Source organism: Vibrio jasicida 090810c, from assembly GCF_002887615.1.
Classification (GTDB): Bacteria; Pseudomonadota; Gammaproteobacteria; order Enterobacterales; family Vibrionaceae; genus Vibrio; species Vibrio jasicida.
In genome coordinates this window covers 2,319,330-2,335,052 of record NZ_CP025792.1, presented here as the reverse complement: position 1 = coordinate 2,335,052, position 15,723 = coordinate 2,319,330, and the positions used below count along the sequence as shown (strand labels likewise).

At 46.9% G+C, this 15,723-nt stretch carries 12 protein-coding genes; 6 read left to right on the top strand and 6 right to left on the bottom strand.

Annotated features, from left to right (window positions below):
- Nucleotides 1-76: 76 nt before the first annotated feature.
- Nucleotides 77-1,336, bottom strand: coding sequence for a transcription termination factor Rho (gene rho, locus C1S73_RS11070; protein WP_038868581.1), 1,260 nt, complete (start codon nt 1,334-1,336; stop codon nt 77-79).
- Nucleotides 1,337-1,532: 196 nt separating this feature from the next.
- Nucleotides 1,533-1,859 (bottom strand): thioredoxin TrxA, encoded by a 327-nt coding sequence (trxA, locus tag C1S73_RS11065; RefSeq protein WP_004745500.1) that lies wholly within the window; start codon nt 1,857-1,859, stop codon nt 1,533-1,535.
- A gap of 111 nt (nt 1,860-1,970) precedes the next feature.
- Between trxA and rhlB the strand changes: the two genes are divergently transcribed.
- On the top strand, nt 1,971-3,284 hold the full coding sequence (gene rhlB, locus C1S73_RS11060) for an ATP-dependent RNA helicase RhlB (RefSeq protein ID WP_038868582.1): 1,314 nt from the start codon (nt 1,971-1,973) through the stop codon (nt 3,282-3,284).
- Nucleotides 3,285-3,303: 19 nt separating this feature from the next.
- On the top strand, nt 3,304-4,797 hold the full coding sequence (gene gppA, locus C1S73_RS11055; protein WP_038868583.1) for a guanosine-5'-triphosphate,3'-diphosphate diphosphatase: 1,494 nt from the start codon (nt 3,304-3,306) through the stop codon (nt 4,795-4,797).
- Between the two features lie 216 nt (nt 4,798-5,013).
- Here gppA and C1S73_RS11050 read toward each other — a convergent pair whose 3' ends face one another.
- From C1S73_RS11050 to recQ, 3 genes are all read right to left on the bottom strand, one after another.
- The gene (locus C1S73_RS11050; RefSeq protein ID WP_038868584.1) at nt 5,014-5,688 is read right to left on the bottom strand and encodes a 7-cyano-7-deazaguanine/7-aminomethyl-7-deazaguanine transporter; all 675 of its coding nucleotides are present in this window, start codon (nt 5,686-5,688) and stop codon (nt 5,014-5,016) included.
- A 240-nt stretch (nt 5,689-5,928) separates the two neighbouring features.
- Nucleotides 5,929-6,234 carry a DUF3630 family protein gene (locus C1S73_RS11040; protein WP_038868585.1) on the bottom strand — a complete coding sequence of 102 codons (306 nt, stop codon included), beginning with the start codon at nt 6,232-6,234 and terminating at the stop codon, nt 5,929-5,931.
- Between the two features lie 9 nt (nt 6,235-6,243).
- Nucleotides 6,244-8,079 (bottom strand): ATP-dependent DNA helicase RecQ, encoded by a 1,836-nt coding sequence (gene recQ / locus C1S73_RS11035; protein ID WP_038868587.1) that lies wholly within the window; start codon nt 8,077-8,079, stop codon nt 6,244-6,246.
- A gap of 176 nt (nt 8,080-8,255) precedes the next feature.
- Here recQ and rarD point away from each other — a divergent pair, with 176 nt between their 5' ends.
- The 4 genes from rarD (at nt 8,256) to ggt (ending at nt 12,669) form a co-directional block, all read left to right on the top strand.
- Nucleotides 8,256-9,170 (top strand): EamA family transporter RarD, encoded by a 915-nt coding sequence (rarD, locus tag C1S73_RS11030; protein WP_038868588.1) that lies wholly within the window; start codon nt 8,256-8,258, stop codon nt 9,168-9,170.
- Nucleotides 9,171-9,242: 72 nt separating this feature from the next.
- Nucleotides 9,243-10,040 carry an AraC family transcriptional regulator gene (locus tag C1S73_RS11025; protein WP_038868589.1) on the top strand — a complete coding sequence of 266 codons (798 nt, stop codon included), beginning with the start codon at nt 9,243-9,245 and terminating at the stop codon, nt 10,038-10,040.
- 91 nt (nt 10,041-10,131) lie between these two features.
- The gene (locus C1S73_RS11020) at nt 10,132-10,791 is read left to right on the top strand and encodes a LysE family translocator (RefSeq protein WP_005440026.1); all 660 of its coding nucleotides are present in this window, start codon (nt 10,132-10,134) and stop codon (nt 10,789-10,791) included.
- 111 nt (nt 10,792-10,902) lie between these two features.
- Nucleotides 10,903-12,669, top strand: coding sequence for a gamma-glutamyltransferase (gene ggt, locus C1S73_RS11015; RefSeq protein ID WP_038868590.1), 1,767 nt, complete (start codon nt 10,903-10,905; stop codon nt 12,667-12,669).
- Nucleotides 12,670-13,473: 804 nt separating this feature from the next.
- Here ggt and uvrD read toward each other — a convergent pair.
- On the bottom strand, nt 13,474-15,648 hold the full coding sequence (gene uvrD, locus C1S73_RS11005; RefSeq protein ID WP_038868591.1) for a DNA helicase II: 2,175 nt from the start codon (nt 15,646-15,648) through the stop codon (nt 13,474-13,476).
- Nucleotides 15,649-15,723: the final 75 nt, after the last annotated feature.

Here is a 15,723-nt window from a genome sequence, read left to right as displayed (position 1 = left end):
TGCTGCTTCTATCGGGAGAAAGCAATAAAAAAGCCACCGATATACGGTGGCCCTTCGCAGAATTACTTATCTGAGACTATTGACGACGCATTGCATCAAAGAACTCGTCGTTGGTCTTCGTCATCGCTAGCTTATCGATTAGGAACTCCATCGCGTCAGTTTCACCCATTGGGTGAACAATCTTACGTAGAATCCACATCTTCTGTAGTTCGTCTGTCTTCGTTAGTAGCTCTTCACGACGCGTACCACTGCGGTTGAAATCAATCGCAGGGAATACACGCTTTTCAGCAATCTTACGGTTCAAGTGCAGTTCCATGTTACCTGTACCCTTAAACTCTTCGTAGATAACTTCATCCATTTTAGAGCCAGTATCGACTAGCGCTGTTGCGATGATAGTTAAGCTGCCGCCTTCTTCTACGTTACGAGCTGCACCGAAGAAACGCTTAGGACGGTGTAGTGCGTTTGCATCCACACCACCAGTTAGTACTTTACCTGATGAAGGCACTACGGTGTTGTATGCACGAGCTAGACGAGTAATAGAGTCAAGCAAGATAACCACGTCTTTCTTGTGTTCAACAAGACGTTTTGCTTTCTCGATTACCATTTCTGCTACTTGTACGTGGCGAGAAGCTGGCTCATCGAATGTTGACGCTACTACTTCACCTTTAACTAGGCGCTGCATCTCTGTCACTTCTTCCGGACGTTCGTCGATTAGAAGTACCATCAACTCACACTCAGGGTGGTTGTATGCGATGCTTTGAGCAATGTTTTGCAGAAGCATTGTTTTACCCGCTTTCGGCGGAGCAACAATCAAACCACGTTGGCCTTTACCGATTGGTGATGCCAAATCTAAAACACGTGCTGTGATATCTTCTGTAGAACCATTACCGCGCTCCATAACCATACGCTCATTCGCGTGTAGAGGCGTTAAGTTCTCGAATAGGATCTTGTTACGAGCGTTATCTGGTTTGTCGTCGTTTACGGTGTTGACTTTCAAAAGGGCAAAGTAACGCTCACCGTCTTTTGGTGGACGAATCTTACCAGCAATTGAGTCACCAGTACGTAGGTTAAAACGACGAATCTGACTTGGCGAAACGTAGATATCATCAGGGCCAGCAAGGTATGAGCTGTCTGCGCTACGTAGGAAACCAAAGCCGTCTTGCAGAATCTCCAGAACCCCATCGCCAAAGATGTCTTCGCCGCCTTTCGCGTGCGCTTTAAGAATAGCGAAGATGATGTCTTGTTTTCTTAGACGAGCTAGGTTCTCAAGACCTAGGCTTTCGCCAAGCTTTACAAGGTCAGATACTGGTCTGTTCTTCAGTTCAGTAAGATTCATGGTGGTGGATGCTTGTTTAGTCAAAATAAGATCTGTTTTCTAGTTAAGATGGATTTGGTCTCAGGATCGACCAAGAAGAGAAATTTGTTCAATTAACGCGCGATAAGTTAGCACTAATTAATATTCTAGTCCAGAGTTAGAAAAACAAAACCGCGCATTGTTACATTGCACGGTTTTGTCTGTAATCACTTGGTGATTATAGGTTTGCGTCCAAGAACTCTTTTAACTGAGTCTTAGACAAAGCACCAACTTTCGTTGCCGCTACGTTACCGTCTTTAAATAACAGTAGCGTTGGAATGCCGCGAATACCAAACTTAGGTGGTGTACCCGCGTTATGGTCAATGTTTAGTTTACCGATAGTGAGCTTGCCTTCGTACTCGTCAGCGATCTCGTCCAGAATTGGAGCAATCATTTTACAAGGACCACACCATTCTGCCCAGAAATCCACTAGAACCGGGCCTGCAGCGTTGATTACGTCGTTTTCAAAACCGTCATCAGTAAGCTGCAAAATCTTATCACTCATCTTCCACTCCAATGTGTTTTTCGAAACTGGTTGGATGATAACCAGTAAATAGATGCCCTATTGGAATGTATTTACTTTCGTATTGCAAGCTTTAGCTGATATTCTATAGCTATGAAAAAGACGCATATCACAGAGCAAAAGTTCGCCGATTTGGATTTAAAGCCCCAAGTTATTGAAGGATTGGAAAAAAAAGGGTTCGAGTTTTGTACCCCTATCCAAGCCTTGGCGTTGCCGGTACTGCTCACCGGCCAAGACATTGCAGGCCAGGCCCAAACGGGCACTGGTAAGACCCTCGCGTTTCTTACTGCAACTTTCAACCACATTCTGACGACACCAGAACATGAAGGCCGCAAGCCGACACAACCGCGTGCAATTATCATGGCACCAACACGTGAGCTAGCGATTCAGATCTACAACGATGCTGAGCCTTTGATCGCAAGTACTGGTCTTAAAGCAGCACTGGCTTACGGTGGCGAAAGCTACGATAAGCAACTAAATAAGCTTCAAGACGGCGTCGATATCCTGATCGGCACCACAGGCCGTATCATCGATTTCTACAAGCAACGCGTCTTCAACCTAAACAACATTCAAGCGGTTGTTCTGGATGAAGCAGACCGCATGTTCGATCTTGGCTTTATTAAAGACATTCGCTTCTTGTTCCGTCGTATGCCTGAGCCAAAAGAGCGTTTGAACATGCTTTTCTCAGCAACGCTTTCTTACCGTGTACAAGAACTTGCCTTCGAGCACATGCATAACCCTGAGCATGTTGTGGTTGAGCCTGAACAAAAAACAGGTCACCGCATCCAAGAAGAACTTTTCTACCCTTCTAACGAAGATAAGATGGCACTACTTCAAACTTTGATTGAAGAAGAATGGCCAGATCGTGCGATCGTTTTTGCAAACACCAAACACAAGTGTGAGTCAATCTGGGGTCACCTAGCGGCAGACGGACACCGTGTTGGTCTATTGACTGGCGACGTTCCACAGAAGAAACGTGAAAAGATTCTTGAACAATTCACTCGCGGTGAAGTTGACCTACTCGTAGCAACCGACGTTGCGGCACGTGGTCTACATATTCCTCAAGTAACACACGTATTTAACTTCGACTTACCTGATGATTGTGAAGATTACGTTCACCGTATCGGTCGTACTGGTCGTGCAGGTGCAAGTGGTCACTCAATCAGCTTTGCTTGTGAAGATTACGCAATCAACTTGCCACCTATCGAAGAATACATTGAGCATGCAATCCCAGTTTCTGATTACGATGCATCGGCATTGATTCAGGAATTGCCAGCTCCACTTCGTATGCGTGCACCTCGTACTCAGCAACGCCGCACCAATACAGGTGGTACTCGCTCTGGTAATCGTAAGCCGCAAGGACGCCGTCCTCGTCAGCCGCGTCAATCAGCGCCAAAACAATCATAATAGGAAACTGAAGTCGTTTATGAGTCAAGCAGGATCATCACCGCTATACGCCGCCATCGACCTCGGGTCGAACAGTTTTCACATGCTCGTTGTGCGTCACATCGATGGCAGCGTTCAAACCATGGCTAAAATTAAGCGCAAAGTTCGTCTAGCAGCGGGCTTAGATGAACATAATTCTCTTAGTACGGAAGCTATGCAGCGAGGATGGGACTGCTTAAGTCTATTTGCAGAACGCTTGCAGGACATTCCTAAACAGAACATCCGCATCGTCGGTACCGCGACATTGCGTACCGCGACTAATGTGGATGTTTTTCTAGAGAAGGCGAACCAAATTTTAGGTCTGCCTATCGAAGTGATTACCGGTGAAGAAGAAGCCGCCACTATATATAAAGGTGTTGCTCACACTTCTGGCGGCAGTGGCCGCCGTTTGGTGGTTGACATTGGTGGCGCAAGTACCGAACTGATCATCGGCGAAGGTTTTGAAGCCAAAGCACTCACCAGTTTAAAAATGGGCTGTGTCACTTGGTTGGAAAACTTCTTCAAAGACCGCCAGCTCAATGCACGTAACTTTGAAGCCGCTATAGAAGGCGCAAAACAAACACTCAAACCGATTCTGGAGCAGTATACAGAGCTAGGTTGGGATGTCTGTGTTGGCGCTTCTGGCACAGTTCAGGCTCTGCAAGAGATCATGCTTGCGCAAGGTATGGACGAAGTCATTACTCATGCCAAACTCAAGCGTCTGCAAAAACAAGCCATGCTTGCCGATCACTTAGAAGAACTCGATATCGAGGGACTTACCCTAGAACGCGCGTTAGTCTTCCCAAGTGGTTTATCTATTCTTATCGCCATTTTCGAATTACTAGAAATTGATGCGATGACATTGGCTGGCGGCGCACTGCGTGAAGGCTTAGTGTATGAGATGGTCGACGAACTTCGTCAAAATGACATTCGTGCACGTACTATTTGCAGCGTACAGAGTCGTTACCAATTGGATTGCCAATATGGTGAACAAGTAGCAAACCTTGCGAGCAGATTGCTTGAACAAGTCGGTGGTGACGAATGGGTAGCAGAACCACAAGGTAAAGTACTGCTAGAAACAACGGCCAAGTTGCACGAAATCGGGCTAACTATCGATTTCAAGAAAGGCGGTGAGCACAGCGCTTACCTCCTACAACATTTGGACTTACCTGGTTATACGCGCGCTCAGAAGTTTGTTATCGGTGAAATCGTTCGACGTTACCGTGAGCAGCTCACCTCTTTACCAGAGCAGCACGCGCTGTCTGGAACTAGTGGTAAGCGATTACTTCGTTTATTACGCCTTGCCGTACTATTGAGCCATCGCCGCAACCCAGCGCTGGAACCAAAAGTCACGCTAAATGCAGAAGGCGACAAGTTAACACTGAACATTGATGCTAACTGGCTTGATGCAAACCCGTTAACAGCCGCTGAGTTGGAAATTGAATCCAACCGTCAGACTGATATTGGCTGGCCGCTTAGCGTCGTCACAAGTTAATCACCATCACTCAATGATTGTTTAAAGAAAGGTCCTTATTAGGGCCTTTTTTTATTGTTAAGCTTTGTCGAGTTTTACCTGCGTACAGCTCATGGAGCTTTTGGATACCCATGATCTAATTACTCCCCACGCTGTACAAAACCCTCTAAATCCCAGTAAGCAGGTACAAAAAAGCCGCTTGATTTAAGCAAGCGGCTTTCGGGGTTCCCACTGATATTAAGACTGAACGCTTGTCGTCACCTTAAAGTCAGGGTTCACCGCAGTCAGCTTCTTAATCAGGTAATTCAGTAGTACACCGTACATAGGAACGAACAAACCAAGACTGATAATCAGTTTGAATCCGTAATCCACCAGCGCGATTTCTGTCCAATGCTCCGCCATAAATGGATCTGGGCTTTGGTAGAACGCAATGGCAAAGAAAGCGATGGTATCAAGTGCGTTACCGAAAAGCGTTGAACACGTTGGTGCCACCCACCACTGTTTCATTTGGCGTAGGCGGTTGAACACGTGTACATCCATGATCTGACCGAGTAGGTACGCCATGAAGCTAGCAATCGCGATACGAGCAACAAATAGGTTGAACTCACCTAAGTGGCCAAAACCTTGGAACTGACCTTCGAAGAACACCACCGATAGGAAGTAAGAGACAGCCAGAGCGGGCAACATCACTAAGAAGATGATCTTTCTTGCCATTTTCGCACCGAAAATACGAACTGTAAGGTCGGTAGCCAAAAAGATAAATGGGAAGGTAAATGCGCCCCAAGTGGTATGGAAGCCAAAGATAGTAAACGGTAGCTGAACTAGGTAATTGCTAGATGCAATAATGACTAGGTGGAATAGAACCAGATAGATAAGGGCGTTGCGCTGCTGCGCAGGGGTAAAGTTACTCATGCGATACCTTTTTAGTTTGGTTTGGGGGTGAGGGAACCCAAATCGAGCCCTTTCAATAAAGAAAAGCACTCTTACCAACAATGTAAAATGAAAAAATAAACTGGCTAAGCTCATTCTGAGCGAAGCGGTGGGCGATTATACATTAACCAATTTGACTCGCAAGCGGTCTGTATTACGCAAACGTTTGAGCACAAAAAAGGGCGTTTCATGTGAAACACCCTTTCGTGAAAGTTCTATTTTTTAGAAGCCGCGTTGGAACAATCCCGCTAGGTAATCCAACTCTTCCCTGCTCTCTTCAATCGCTAGGGCTTCAAACCAAATCGCTTCACTGTAATGCTCTGCTTTCATAAACAATCGACAACCTTCAAAGTCGATCAGCCAAGAATGAATGTCCGCATCCCATTGCTTTTCGACCACAGTAGCGGAAAGCAGTCCAAGTAAACGCTCACCTAAAGCAGGAAAACTATCGAGGTCAAAACTTGGTGCGGTTATGATTAAGCGCCCCTCTCGTGCCATGTAGTCCGCTAAGCCAAATTCCTTTTGCATTTTGATTCCTTATCCGTGGTGAGTAATGTGTTCTTGAATCAAATCAAGGAACGGATCGGCGTACTTCTCTAACTTACGCTGACCAACACCGCTGACTGCCAGCATTTCGCCGTAAGAGGTTGGCAGAATTTCCGCCATATCAATCAAGGTCGCGTCACTGAAGACAACGTATGGTGGTAAACCATCTTCGTCCGCGATCGATTTACGCAACTTACGTAATTTGGCAAACAGCTTCTTATCGTAGTTCTTGCTGGTGAGTTTATCTGACTTCGCCGCGCGTGCTGCGGTGTCTAAACGTGGGACCGCTAACTCTAGAGTCACATCGCCACGCAACAGCGGACGCGCTTCTTCCGTTAATTGCAGTGTTGAGTTGCGCGTGATGTTTTGGCTCAACAGTCCTTTGTGGATTAACTGACGGAAAATACTGATCCAGTAATCATGGCTATGGTCTCGGCCTATTGCGTAGGTAGAGATCTTGTCGTGGCCATTTTCACGTACACGAATGTTTTGCATGCCACGTAGCACTTCCACCACATAGCCCATACCAAAGCTCTGATTAACACGGTACACACAAGACAACGCCTTACGTGCTTCTTCCGTGGCATCAAAGTGTTTCGGTGGGTCTAAGCAAATATCGCAGTTGCCACATGGCTTCTCACGATACTCACCAAAGTAATTCAATAGCACCTGACGGCGACAAGTCTGCGCCTCAGCAAAGGCACTCATCGCATTCAGTTTGTGGGTTTCCACCTGCTTCTGTGGACCATCGTCTTTCTCATCCAACATACGACGCAGCCAACTTATATCTGCTGGGTCATACAGCATCATCGCTTCCGCAGGTAAACCATCACGCCCTGCACGACCGGTTTCCTGATAGTAGGATTCAATGTTGCGCGGGATATCGAAGTGAACCACAAAACGCACGTTTGGTTTGTTGATACCCATACCAAAGGCCACTGTCGCAACGACGATCTGAATATCATCACGTTGGAAAGCTTCTTGAACGTAAGCACGCTCGTCTGCATCCATACCTGCGTGATAACCAGCAGCACGAATGTGGTTGTTGCACAGCTTCTCGGTCACCATCTCAACCTTCTTACGGCTACCACAATAGATGATGCCGCAGTTGCCCTTTTGGGTATCCAGATATCGAATGATTTGCGAAACCGGTTTGTGTTTTTCAACTAAGTTATAGCGGATGTTCGGACGGTCAAAGCTACCTAGATAAACTTCAGGTGCGTTGAGTTGAAGTCGCTCAAGAATATCTTTGCGCGTAGCGTCATCCGCCGTCGCCGTCAGCGCCATAAATGGCACATGGGAAAACTGCTGCTTAAGTTGACCAAGCGCGGCGTATTCAGGACGGAAATCATGTCCCCACTGGGAAATACAGTGCGCTTCATCGACGGCAATCATAGATAGAGGAAGGTTTTCCAAACGTTCAATGAAATCACGCATCAATACACGTTCTGGCGAGACGTATACCAACTTAAGATGACCAGAGTGCATTCGGTTGTAAACGCTAATGAGATCTTCTCGAGCCATGGTCGAGTTAATGCACTCAGCCGCTACACCGTTAGCTTTAAGCTGATCCACTTGGTCTTTCATCAACGAAATCAGCGGAGAAATGACCAAAGTAATGCCAGAGCGAACCAAAGCAGGGATTTGATAACACAGCGACTTACCACCACCCGTAGGCAGGATAACTAAGCTATCACGACCTTCTACCGCGGCGTCAATCACCAACTGCTGACCATCACGGAACTCTTGGTAACCAAATACATCCTCCAACACACGTTGAGGCGTCAAAGGCGAATCAGATTGTTCGGCTAACAAAGTCGAGGTCATGAAAAATCTCAGATTGGGTCTTAGAAAGAAGTGCTTATGCATGCCACTGGCACGCAAAGTGAGGGCACATTGTAATGGGGTTTCATGGTGAATAAAACCGCAAATTGTTAGGTGATTAAGTTCACCACTCGTATACTAATTGTCTGCTCTATAAAAACTCAATTAGGTGACATCCCATGACACCAGAAGAACAACAACGCTCACGGCAAGGCGTCTTGCTTGCTGTTGGTGCGTATACCATGTGGGGCATCGCACCCATTTACTTCAAATCAATTGCTGAAGTTTCACCACTAGAGATCTTAAGCCACCGAGTGTTTTGGTCTTTCTTTTTGCTTGCCGCACTCCTCCATTTTGGTCGCCAATGGCGCTCGGTTCGAGACATCATCAAAAATAAAACCAAGATGATGTATTTGATCTCTACTGCTATTTTAGTTGGGGCAAATTGGCTGATCTTCATCTGGGCGGTCACGTCAAATCATATGCTCGATGCCAGTCTCGGCTATTACATCAACCCGTTAATCAATGTGTTACTCGGGATGGTGTTTCTGGGAGAGAGGTTACGTAAGCTGCAATGGTTCGCAGTCGTGCTGGCGGCTTGTGGCGTATTAGTGCAATTAATCGTGTTTGGCTCTGTCCCTGTGGTTGCTATCGCACTCGCAATGAGCTTTGGTTTTTACGGCTTGCTACGTAAAAAAGTCAGTGTGGAAGCACAAACCGGGTTATTCATTGAAACTCTCGTCATGTTGCCTGCGGCAAGTATCTATCTCTTTTTTATTGCCAGCACCCCAACCTCAAACATGTTTGAGAACCCATGGCAGCTGAATACCTTATTGATTGCCGCAGGTGTCATCACTACCCTGCCGCTATTGTGCTTTACCGGTGCAGCTACGCGCCTAAAACTCTCAACTTTAGGCTTTTTTCAGTACATTGGACCGAGCTTGATGTTCTTATTGGCGGTACTGATTTACGGCGAACCGTTCACCAGTGATAAAGCCATCACCTTCGCCTTTATTTGGGGTGCCTTGGTGGTATTTAGCTTTGATGGTCTGCGTAACAACCGTAAGTCACGCAAAGCCATGCAGGCACAGTGATCGTTTTTTACAAGACAAGTTAGAAATTGATGGATAAGCTTGGTCATAATGTGACCAAGCTTTTTTTATTTAATGGAACATATTCAGTACTACGCAACCGACCATGACAACTTGAGTCTGATAGAGGCGAAATACCAGAAATTTGCTTTTCAAAGGCATTACCATCTGGATTTTCATCTCGGTCTGATCACGCATGGCGCGCAGGAGTTCCAATACCAAGGTAACAGCCACCAAGTTGGTCACGGGCAAATTGTGATTATGCCGCCAGATGAGCTGCACGACGGGCAATCTAAGCTCGAAAGTGGTTATGAAGTGAATGTATTTGCGATCGAACCTCACCTATTGAGCGATCTAGCTGATCTTAAGAAAAACGGTCAAATAATACACTTCAACGAGCTGATCATCTCGGATCCACAGATATTTTCACAACTTAGTAACTTACACGGGCTACTTCGTCGTGAAAACCTCAGCCAACTCACCAAAGATTGCCTTCCTTTTGAAGGGTTTAACCAACTTTTTGATCGCTACGGATCGCTTGAGCGACAAAAAGTGGTGCCGTTAGGAAATCAATCACTTGGAACGTTAAAAGATTATCTAATGGCAAACCTTGACCAAGCAGTGCGTTTGGATTCACTTTCAGAGCTGTGCCAACTGAGCCCAACTCAGTTCCAGCGCCACTTTAAAGCGCAAACTGGCATGACGCCTTATGCATGGTTCGCACGCCTGCGCCTTGAGCAAGGCATGAAGTTACTGCAATCAGGTCAATGTGGTACCGACGTCGCCCATCAGATCGGTTTCTACGATCAAGCGCATTTCAGCAAAGCGTTTAAGCAGACCTACGGTGTTTCCCCTTCTCAAGTGACTCGTTAATTTCATTTACCGAGAAAGCTGTCAGTTTTTTACAAGCGCCACAGGTGACTTACCGCGACAATAGCCGCATTGGTTATATTTGAGATGTGTTATGAATGAATCCACCATATTGCTGACGCTCGCCAGCATTCACTTTATTGCCCTAATGAGTCCAGGTCCGGACTTTGCGCTGGTCGTGCAAAACGCGACGCGTCATGGTCGTCAAACTGGCTTGTACATTGCGTTGGGATTGTCCGTCGGTATTTTGCTGCACTCTTTGTTCAGCCTGACAGGCGTGAGTTATATCGTCCATCAGCACCCAGTGTTGTATTCGGTGGTGCAACTGCTCGGTGGTAGTTACCTGCTCTATTTAGGTATTGGTGCATTGCGCGCCGTGATCTCTATGATCAAAAACCCTCTGGCGGATCAACCTAAGAAGCAAAACAACCTAGTGATCAGCAACAAACGTCAGGCATTTGCTAAAGGATTTGCGACCAACATCCTTAACCCGAAAGCATTGGTGTTCTTTATCAGTTTGATGTCGAGCTTAGTCCCTGCAGGTATGTCGATCACTGGAAAAGGTATTGCTTTGGTCATCTTGTTTGGCTTGTCGCTATTCTGGTTCTCTAGCCTTGCATGGATGCTGTCAACACAGCGCTTACAACGTAAATTGCAACAAGCAGGCATCTACATCGACGGTCTGTGTGGCGTGGTATTTACTCTCGTGGGAGGCAGTATTTTGTACCAAACCATCAGCACTTTTATCGGATAAAGTACTGATTTAAAAGCGTAGCACAATCGACATTTCTAAGATTGCTGACTCGACGTGACTCTTCATGACTGCCAAGCTGAAAGCACAAAACTGGCAACATGGAGAGTCATCATGCATTGGACGTTCAACCGACTCGTGACCACGGGTCTTTTTCTTACTTCCCCACTAATCTTATCTACCTCAGCCTTTGCTAACCAAGCAGCAGATGCCGTTGCGCCGGAGCACAGTACTGGCTTCGAGCAGAAGCAATTGGTCAAAGCCAAAGATTATATGGTCACCGCAGCCAACCCACTTGCCACCCAAGCCGGGGCTGACGTTCTTGCTCAAGGCGGTAATGCTATTGATGCCATGGTTGCCGTGCAATTGATGCTGGGCTTGGTAGAACCGCAATCTTCAGGCATTGGTGGTGGCGCCTTCTTAGTGTATTGGGACAGTGAGAAACAAAAACTGACCACGTATGATGGACGTGAAACCGCACCGCTCGCCGCAACGCCGAAACTCTTCCTAGATGACAAAGGACAACCACTGCAGTTTTACGATGCGGTTGTCGGTGGGCGTTCCGTTGCCACTCCTGGCACAGTGAAACTACTTTGGGACACGCACCAGAAATACGGCAAGTTGGAATGGAAAAAGATCATCCAACCTGTGATTACCTTGGCTGAACAAGGTTTCGAAGTGAGTCCTCGCCTCGCGAGTCTGATTGAGAAAGATGCCAAGCGCCTATCACGCTTCCCTGTGACTAAAGCTTACTTCTTTAATCCAGATGGCTCACCAAAAGCCGAAGGCACGTTGTTGAAGAACCCTGAATACGCGCAAACTCTGACGGCAATTGCAGAGCAAGGGGCAAAAGCTTTCTATCAAGGCGATATCGCCACAGACATCATCAAGACAGTACAGAATGCACCGGGCAATCCTGGCGTATTGGCACAACCTGACTTTGATGCGTTCCAAATCAAACAACGTGAACCGGTTTGTGCGGCTTACCAAAGCTATGACATCTGCGGCATGGGACCACCAAGCTCTGGCGCATTGACGGTTGGACAGATTCTCGCGATCACCGAGCAATACGATCTTAAAGGTTGGGGAGCCGAAAGCGCGAAATCATGGCAAGTGATCGCCGATGCGTCTCGCCTTGCGTTTGCGGATCGCGGTAAATACATGGCTGACCAAGATTATGTGCCAATGCCAACCGAAGGCTTGCTTGATAAAGATTATCTCAAGCAACGTGCTGAGCTCATTCAAGTCGGTAAAACGTTGAGTAAGGTTGAAGCTGGCAATCCTCCTTGGTCGCACGCCATGAACTTAAGCATGGACCAATCGATCGAGCTGCCTTCCACCAGCCATTTCAATATCGTCGATAAGCAAGGCAATGTGGTTTCGATGACAACGACCATTGAGAACGCCTTTGGCTCACGCTTGATGGTGCGCGGCTTCTTGCTCAATAACGAACTTACCGATTTCTCTTTCCGCACGCATCAAGATGGTGTGCCAATCGCGAACCGCTTAGAACCAGGTAAACGCCCACGTTCATCCATGGCGCCAACCATGATGATGAAGGACGATAAACCCTACATGGCAATTGGTTCACCGGGCGGCAGCCGCATCATTGGTTACGTCGCACAAGCCATTATCGCCCACACACAATGGGATATGGACATTCAAAGTGCGATCAATCAGCCACGATTGCTGAACCGTTTTGGTACTTTAGATATTGAGCAAGGTACTGCTGCAGAAGGCTTACAGCCTGAGTTGGAGAAGATGGGTTTTAAAACTGATGTTCGTGATTTGAACTCTGGACTGCATGCGATACGTATAACAAAAGACGGTCTCGAAGGTGCGGCTGATCCAAGGCGTGAAGGTGCCGCTATCGGGCAGTAAGAGTCTTTCGCTCGACCCCTTGTGCGAGATCTCTCACAAAGGGTTGAGCAAACCTCTCTTTTTTAATGGTAAAACCGTACAACAAAGATCATAAGTCATTGAATTTAATAGTTATGTATCTTTTTTGAACGCTAAGAGAGTAAAAAAATGTGAGATTAGCCCGTTGTTGGGAATCGCTAAACACGTAATATTAAACCTGTCGGAAGGATGCTGACACGGAACAGGAAACACCACGGACTTGGTGAACTTCAGGAAGAAGAAACGGTTATTCAGGATGAATAGTCGGGCATGGATTGCAAAATTGGACATTGAACGGAATCAATAGTGACTAGGATGGTTACTACTAAGGACGGGAAATGGACACCTCTGGACGAGGCAAGGATTTGAACATCAGGATGATGTCAGGGACACCGCTCAGGGAACAAGTGATGAGAGCTAACGAGGATGGTTAGCAGACCAGGATAAGGTCAAGGACACCGCTAGGATGGCGACGTAAGGATTAAGCTGACGGATTCAGCACACTATCATGGATTAGATGCATGGAGCACACTTAGTAGCCGGATTGCTGCGAGTAAGACTATAACCCCGATGGGCGAAAGCCCTCGGGGTTTTTCTTTGCCTAAAATTTTTCTCAGCAGATCTACTGAAAGTAGACATTCACCCACAACGCCCACCTTTCACTTCAAACGACATCGTTAAATCGCCGCTTTTGCACTCCATTTTTTACTGCATTAGCGACACAAAAACAGCACAAACAAAAAGAGCCGCCGAAGCAGCTCTTAAGTTGATTAGTTTGGTGAAGTATTACAGTTTCTCTAGTTTCGCGTAAGCAGTCACTAACCATTTAATACCTTCGCCATTAAAAGCAATCTGAACACGGCTTTGTGGACCGCTGCCTTCAAAGTTGATGATGGTACCTTCACCAAACTTCGGATGCATAACGCGAGAACCCAGCGTAAAGCCAGTTTCATTGAAGCTATCTTTCACGACCGTTTGGCTGAATCGGCCACTGCTTGCAGGACGGCTGACTTGTGCTTTCATACGAACTTCATCCAAACATGCTTCTGGTAGCTCACGAATAAAGCGAGATGGCTTATGATACTTATCCTGACCGTACAAGCGGCGCATTTCAGCATAAGTGATGTACAGCTTCTGCATCGCACGAGTCATACCTACATAGCACAAACGACGCTCTTCTTCTAAACGTCCCGCCTCTTCTGCCGACATTTGACTTGGGAACATGCCTTCTTCCACACCAACCATAAACACGAGCGGGAACTCTAGACCTTTCGCGCTGTGCAATGTCATTAGCTGAACCGCATCTTCGAATTCATCTGCTTGTCCTTCGCCCGCTTCTAATGCTGCATGGGTTAGGAATGCCGTCAGCAATGACATGTCTTCGGCTTCTTCTGGTTTCTCGAATTGACGAGTTGCTGTCACCAATTCTTCCAAGTTCTCAATACGCGCCTTAGACTTTTCACCCTTCTCTTGCTCGTACATGGCGAACAAACCTGAGTATTTAATGACATGATCAGCCTGATGATGCAGAGGCATTTCTAACGTGTCATCTTCTAGTGCTGTCACCAACTCAATAAAACGGCTTAATGCCCCTGCCGCTCGGCCTGGTAATACTTGCTCCTCAAGCATGACCATACTCGCTTCCCACATGGTGCAACCGCGATCACGCGCTGCAAAGCGAATGGTTTCTAGAGTTTTATCACCCAAGCCACGCGTGGGTGTATTAACTACACGCTCAAATGCGGCGTCATCGTTACGGTTAGCGATCAAACGCATGTAGCTCAAGGCGTCTTTGATTTCCTGACGTTCGAAGAATCGCATACCACCGTAGATACGGTAAGGCAGGCCAGCTTGAATCAAGGCTTCTTCCAGAACACGCGATTGGGCGTTGTTACGGTAGAGCATGGCAGCGTCATTCAGTGCACCGCCTTTTTCTTGCCACTCTTTGATTTTGTTAACCGCAAAACGCGCTTCATCCAATTCGTTGTAAGCGCTGTAAACTGAGATAGGCTCACCGACAACACCATCAGTCCAAAGCTCTTTACCCATACGTTCAGTGTTATTGGCAATCAGGGTGTTAGACGCTTCCAAAATGGTCTTGGTTGAACGATAGTTTTGTTCAAGACGGATGGTATTCACGCTTGGGAATTCCAGCGTAAACTTCTCAATATTCTCAATTTTCGCGCCACGCCAACCGTAAATAGATTGGTCATCATCACCAACGATCATCACGTGACACTCAGGGCCCGCCATCATACGTAGCCAAGCGTATTGGATGTTGTTGGTATCTTGGAACTCGTCCACCAAGATGTGCTTAAAGCGTGCTTGGTAGTGTTCACGAACGAACTTGTTATCACGCAGTAGCTCATGTGCGCGCAGCAAGATTTCCGCAAAATCGACTAATCCAGCGCGATCGCACGCCTCTTGATAAGCGGTATACAACTGTAGGTATGTCTTGGTCACTGGATCGTGGTACGCATCAATGTGTGACGGACGTAGACCCTCGTCTTTTTTGCCGTTAATCCACCATGAAACTTGGCGTGCAGGCCATTGCTTCTCATCTAAGTTTTGCGCTTTGATTAAACGCTTCAATAGACGTAACTGATCGTCGCTATCGATAATTTGAAAATCTTCCGGTAGCTTGGCATCAAGATAATGTGCACGCAGAATACGGTGACAAATCCCATGGAAAGTACCATTCCACATGCCGCCTGCACTGCCCATCATGAGCTCTTCGATACGTCCACGCATCTCTGCCGCGGCCTTATTGGTAAAGGTTACCGACATAATCGAGAACGGAGATGCCTGCTCGACCGACATCAACCAAGCAATGCGGTGAACAAGAACGCGCGTCTTACCACTCCCTGCACCAGCAAGGACGAGCAAGTTTTCTAGAGGTGCGGCAACGGCTTCACGTTGTTTATCGTTCAAACCGTCGACTAATAGAGAGGGATCCATCATGATGAGAGCTACTGGTTATTTATACATAAAAATAGATTATAACCTAAACAACCTCCTCAGATTAGACAAAAATTC

Coding starts and splice junctions, on each gene's coding strand:
- rarD (WP_038868588.1), top strand. CDS start 8,256: ATGACACCAGAAGAACAACAACGCTCACGGCAAGGCGTCTTGCTTGCT.
- gppA (WP_038868583.1), top strand. CDS start 3,304: ATGAGTCAAGCAGGATCATCACCGCTATACGCCGCCATCGACCTCGGG.
- ggt (WP_038868590.1), top strand. CDS start 10,903: ATGCATTGGACGTTCAACCGACTCGTGACCACGGGTCTTTTTCTTACT.
- C1S73_RS11020 (WP_005440026.1), top strand. CDS start 10,132: ATGAATGAATCCACCATATTGCTGACGCTCGCCAGCATTCACTTTATT.
- C1S73_RS11040 (WP_038868585.1), bottom strand. CDS start 6,234: ATGCAAAAGGAATTTGGCTTAGCGGACTACATGGCACGAGAGGGGCGC.
- C1S73_RS11050 (WP_038868584.1), bottom strand. CDS start 5,688: ATGAGTAACTTTACCCCTGCGCAGCAGCGCAACGCCCTTATCTATCTG.
- recQ (WP_038868587.1), bottom strand. CDS start 8,079: ATGACCTCGACTTTGTTAGCCGAACAATCTGATTCGCCTTTGACGCCT.
- uvrD (WP_038868591.1), bottom strand. CDS start 15,648: ATGATGGATCCCTCTCTATTAGTCGACGGTTTGAACGATAAACAACGT.
- C1S73_RS11025 (WP_038868589.1), top strand. CDS start 9,243: ATGGAACATATTCAGTACTACGCAACCGACCATGACAACTTGAGTCTG.
- rhlB (WP_038868582.1), top strand. CDS start 1,971: ATGAAAAAGACGCATATCACAGAGCAAAAGTTCGCCGATTTGGATTTA.
- trxA (WP_004745500.1), bottom strand. CDS start 1,859: ATGAGTGATAAGATTTTGCAGCTTACTGATGACGGTTTTGAAAACGAC.
- rho (WP_038868581.1), bottom strand. CDS start 1,336: ATGAATCTTACTGAACTGAAGAACAGACCAGTATCTGACCTTGTAAAG.